The organism is Bacillus sp. MMSF_3353, from assembly GCF_030733445.1.
GTDB lineage: Bacteria > Bacillota > Bacilli > Bacillales > Bacillaceae_G > Bacillus_A > Bacillus_A wiedmannii.
Genome location: NZ_JASHJA010000075.1, coordinates 1 through 4,738, shown reverse-complemented (window position 1 = coordinate 4,738; position 4,738 = coordinate 1). Strand labels below are relative to the sequence as shown.

4 protein-coding genes and 1 pseudogene are annotated in these 4,738 nt (G+C 30.8%); 1 reads left to right on the top strand and 4 read right to left on the bottom strand.

Annotated elements, in window-relative coordinates; genetic code table 11:
- Positions 1–386 precede the first annotated feature (386 nt).
- Both RBB48_RS31430 and RBB48_RS31425 read right to left on the bottom strand, forming a co-directional pair.
- Positions 387–1,391, bottom strand: a complete 1,005-nt coding sequence (locus tag RBB48_RS31430) for a VanZ family protein (RefSeq protein ID WP_306008846.1) — start codon at positions 1,389–1,391, stop codon at positions 387–389.
- 156 nt (positions 1,392–1,547) lie between these two features.
- Positions 1,548–1,706, bottom strand: coding sequence for a hypothetical protein (locus RBB48_RS31425; protein ID WP_016097120.1), 159 nt, complete (start codon positions 1,704–1,706; stop codon positions 1,548–1,550).
- A 630-nt stretch (positions 1,707–2,336) separates the two neighbouring features.
- Between RBB48_RS31425 and RBB48_RS31420 the strand changes: the two are divergent.
- Positions 2,337–2,975, top strand: a pseudogene (locus RBB48_RS31420) (Rpn family recombination-promoting nuclease/putative transposase); the annotation flags it as partial.
- Between the two features lie 139 nt (positions 2,976–3,114).
- On the opposite strand, the gene RBB48_RS31415 reads toward RBB48_RS31420, so the two are convergent.
- Positions 3,115–3,348 (bottom strand): hypothetical protein, encoded by a 234-nt coding sequence (locus tag RBB48_RS31415; protein ID WP_306008845.1) that lies wholly within the window; start codon positions 3,346–3,348, stop codon positions 3,115–3,117.
- 241 nt (positions 3,349–3,589) lie between these two features.
- The gene (locus RBB48_RS31410) at positions 3,590–3,868 is read right to left on the bottom strand and encodes an AbrB/MazE/SpoVT family DNA-binding domain-containing protein (protein WP_306008844.1); all 279 of its coding nucleotides are present in this window, start codon (positions 3,866–3,868) and stop codon (positions 3,590–3,592) included.
- Positions 3,869–4,738: the final 870 nt, after the last annotated feature.

The following is a 4,738-nucleotide window of genomic DNA, read 5'->3' as shown; positions in this document are numbered from 1 at the left end:
TCCTTAATAAAACAAAATTTTTATAAGAAATAGATTTTGTTTATTTTAATTGAAAATGTAATATAGATTCACTAAAAACAAAGGTTTTCACCCTACTTTTAAGTATAAGCTAATAGCCGGATTAAGGTCTAACAAAGGGATTACGCCTTTTCCGTAGACTTAAAACTACAAAGTAAACTTTTGGGTAAAAGTTTACTTTCGGATTTTGAATCATTTATAGCTAATTTTGTAATAAATTTCTCAATATTGATATAGATGTTAAATTTGGATCCTTCTTTTTTTAAACTTAACCTTATATAAAAAATCTATGGAAAAGTTCTACAAAAAAAGTATCCCTACTTTTTTAGATAGGAATACTCTTTTTTGTATTAGAATAATTTACACTTTTATTTTTTTGCAGCAATATAGTATAAAGCCTCTTGTTTACCATTTATTATTCCTTCAAATTGATATACAGGCTGTTGGAAATCTTTTGTATCTGAATAAGATGATAATGTACATTTTGTAATAGTTATTATATCTCCTTTTTTTAAAGATTCTAGAGGTAAAAATTCTCCACGTTTTAATTTTTGGAATGCTTCTTTTGAAGAAATAATTTCTATATCTTTAATCTTTATTTGTTCTGAAGAATTTTTCTTGAATTTATAAACAGGCATTTTTTTAGAATCTGCATCTAATGATATAGTTGTTTTCATAGAAATATCAGACATATCCATTTTAGTTTCTGGGTTAATAGGTAGATTACCAAATTCTTGCATTTTGTAAGGAATAATAATTCCCAATGTTAATAAACAAACTATCACTGGTAAAGATATATATTTAACAATTTGTTTAAATGGTACGGATTGTTTATCTAAAAAAACAATCAATAAATTACTTATACAATATCCAAGCATACCTCCTAAGGTGTTATGTAATACATCGGATATATCTATACGTCCAATATCTGTTACAAATTGAATTATTTCAATAAAAAAACTTGTACTAAATACGACTGATAATACTGCCCCTGCTTTTTTAAAGAAATTACTAATTAAGGGTAACAAAAATCCTACTGGAAAAAGTAAAGCAATATTTATAATAATATCTTGAAAAGAAACAAGTGAAAAATTATTCCAAGCAACTCTATATCCACGCAAAATATCAAAATTAATTATCCCTTCAGGCCGAATAATATTTTCACGACCAAATAAAGTTCCAGCTAATACAATAAGGTAATATCCTATCAATAGTGTAATCAAAACAATTTGTTTTTTTTCAAATGAATATTTCCCTTTATATATTCGTTTATACAAAACAAAATAACCTAAATTCAACAAAATAGGAACCAATAAAATTATTATTATACTAATAATACTTAAACTTCCTAATGTAGAATTGATAAAATTCATATAATACCTCCATACAATAACAATATATGTTTGAATTTAATTAAAAAATAAAATATATAAAAATGCAAAGGTGTAAAATAACAAATATAATTAACCTGTAGTGCTAGCTGGTTATGAATATTATGTTTTCCTTTCCCTTTTCATTGTGACATTTAGCTACGCTCCATGTGGTTGTGCTTCCCCTTTTGTAAGGACATACACATCTTTTTCTTTCACTAACGGATTAAATCTATCTACTATATCTCCTCCTGCATAAGTTAATAATCCACCTCCTACAACAACTAATCCTGAAACTGCAATCAATGCTTTTTTCATCTTTCATTTCCACCTTTCTTTTTCTTATATGATTAAGTGTGATTTTATTCATTTTTTAACGAATTCCCCGAAAGAATTCTCCTTCCTCAAGCGTGTGAAGGGCGTAGCCCAACGGTAGGTGGGAGGTGAATATCGGTTTGGCATCGCCAAAAGCTTTTGATAAACTAGCTATATCAAGTTCTTTGATAACTTGATATATGAGGTTGCAGGAAGAAAATAGAGTGCGAAAACCAAGCCATTCGGTTCCTGTGTAAAATATCAACCGTACCAAAAGAGCGTCCAAGCGTTGGACATCTAGGGGTGGAACACCCCTAAGTAACGCTCAGGGAGACGAAAGGTTACTTTCGTCGTGGAACTGAGAAGCTCCCATTTCAAGCTTTGCTAAGTGGCGAGTAGTTCACGTCTAAATAAGAATGACCTTTAACACATTTCCAAGTATAAAGAGCATTTCTTAATAAAAAGTGGGGGAGCTTCTTAAGATTTTCTTAACAAACAGTTTCACATTGTAAAAAAGAACCTTTCCTTTAAGAGAAAGACTTATATCCCTATATAAATCATAGGGGATTGATGGACTTTAGTTTTATGTACAATAAAGGTAAATATATAGTCTGAAACAGGAAGAGGAAAACCATGTCCAATTCATTAGTAAATTTACGTATCGATTTTGCATTTAAGCAGTTATTTTGCACAAATGGGAATGAAGATATTTTAGTTGCCTTTTTAAATGCCATATTAAAAGATTCTTTAGAATCACCTATTGTTTCCCTACAATTAGAAGATCCACATTTGCATCGAGAATATGAAGAAGATAAATTATCGATTTTAGATATTTCGGCTACATTAAATACAGGAACAAAGGTAAATGTAGAAATACAATTGAATAATAATCACGATATGATCAAACGCAGCTTGTATTATTGGGGAAGGTTATACACCTCTCAATTGCAAAAAGGAATGCCTTATAGCTCACTTCACAAAACAATTACCATAAACTTGTTAAACTTTGTGATGTTTCCAGAATATGAAGCGTTTCATACAATAGGAATCCTTTGGAATCAACAACAACAAAAGTTATTAAGTGACGATATAGAAGTTCATATTGTAGAGATTCCAAAGTTACTACAGCAATGGCGCGAAGAGAAAGTTAATCCGTGGGAAGATTCGTTTGTTCGTTGGTTATTATTATTACCAGCGAATGAAGATGAGTATCTCACACAAACATTGGAGGACATTGCCATGAACCAAGATCCGATTTTACAAAAAGGGGTACCGCCACACATCCATCAACTTAAGAAATCCGACTCCCCCCCAAGTGTAAAAAAACGTTATTTTTTCTAAACAAGCTATATATATATGGGTATGTGTAGCAATGGAGCAGGATAATTCTATAATTAATGTTAGCGAACATCTAATCATTAGAAATACCCATTTTATGTCCGCTAATACTTAACCTAAGTTTTGGTTCCATTGCTACACAGACCCCATATTCATACTCTTCAGGCTTGAATTCTGGTACTAAGACATATGTATCCAATGGATTTATCGTATACGTATTTACCCATTTATTCGGTTGATTGAAAACTCCGCATGGGATTAAGTATCCCCATAACACCACATACTTCTGAAATTTCTCTTCTGGCACTTTAATTCCAGGGATATTTTTACAACTTCAGGTTTGGGAACAAAAATATTTTTGCTTAAATATAATAAAAAAGAATCTTTAGTCTAAGGATTCTGCAACATTCCAGACGGTACAGTATGAATTAAGCGGATTAATTTAATGTATACTATTGAGTTTGTATTTTGTATTTTGTTTTTTATTAAATATTACGGTACGTGAAATTATAATATTAATTATAAAAAAGCCCCTTAAAAGGAGCCTTTTATTTTACAAGGTATTGTTCTATTTCTTTCATTAATAATTCTGCACCTTCTGGACTTAATGCTATCTTACCATTTATTAATGCTATGTTACGATTTGACAATTCTTCTGTTAATGCACAAACACCACCAGGTTGATACTTCTGTAAAACAATATCTTCCCCTTCTACAAAAATCTCTAATGGTGATTTTTCTTTAATACCAAGCGTATTTCTAAGTTCCTTTGGAATTACTATACGCCCTAATTCATCCACTTTTCTTGTTACTCCGGTTGCTTTCATCCAGCATATTTCCCCATTTCATTATCAATTTGTACCCAAGTTATTCTTTACTATTGTAACAGGCTTTCACCATACAGGAGAAACATAATGAACCAAAAACAGACAATCATAATAAAAAGCTCTTTAAACCCTTGCTGAAAGGAAATACGACCTTCTTCCATTCTACATGCCCCTTTTCTCTACAACTTTTTATATGTTAAAATATAGAGGAAAGAAACCTGCCAATTTCTTTCCCAGACGGTCACTCATGACTTTTCTCTTTGTTTGCTTTTGCAAATGAAGAGCTTTTATTTTGCATACTTATACTCACTTTCCAGCATCGCATAGCGCAATAGCTTTAACTTTGTCTCTTTTTTCAATGCTTTCCACTCAGATACACCAATTTTCATTCCTCCAATAATTAATCTTGTTATTTATATAGCTTATAAATTCCAGTTGTAAATCTTTCTAATTTGTTTATTGCTAAACCCTTCATGGGCAGCGAAGATTTATGGAAAATCAGAAATACACAAATCAATAATGGGGTACAGCTGAGATACGTGTAGAAACAGGTCATAGACTTACTTTTATTTCCAGACCTATTTAAAACCGAATTCTTTGTTTTTTATAAAAATCCTTTGCTTGTCTAAACTTTCATTTTCACTTATCACATAAACGTACTTTAAACAATTCCAATCTTTAATAACTTCTTAGTACGGGTATCTCATTTTAGTTAACCTGCTGACGATGGGGTATGGCAGCCAAAAGCAAAGTATAGGCCATATTCCTAGTAAAGAAATCAAAAAAAACGAAATACAGGGGCACTGGTCTATAGGAGTGTACAATTTTTTATTAACATTCTAATATCTAAATAATAAAAAAACTCCCCTA

Excerpts from the sequence above, each read along its gene's own strand:
- RBB48_RS31430 (WP_306008846.1), bottom strand. The coding sequence starts at position 1,391 with ATGAATTTTATCAATTCTACATTAGGAAGTTTAAGTATTATTAGTATA.
- RBB48_RS31425 (WP_016097120.1), bottom strand. The coding sequence starts at position 1,706 with ATGAAAAAAGCATTGATTGCAGTTTCAGGATTAGTTGTTGTAGGAGGT.
- RBB48_RS31410 (WP_306008844.1), bottom strand. The coding sequence starts at position 3,868 with ATGAAAGCAACCGGAGTAACAAGAAAAGTGGATGAATTAGGGCGTATA.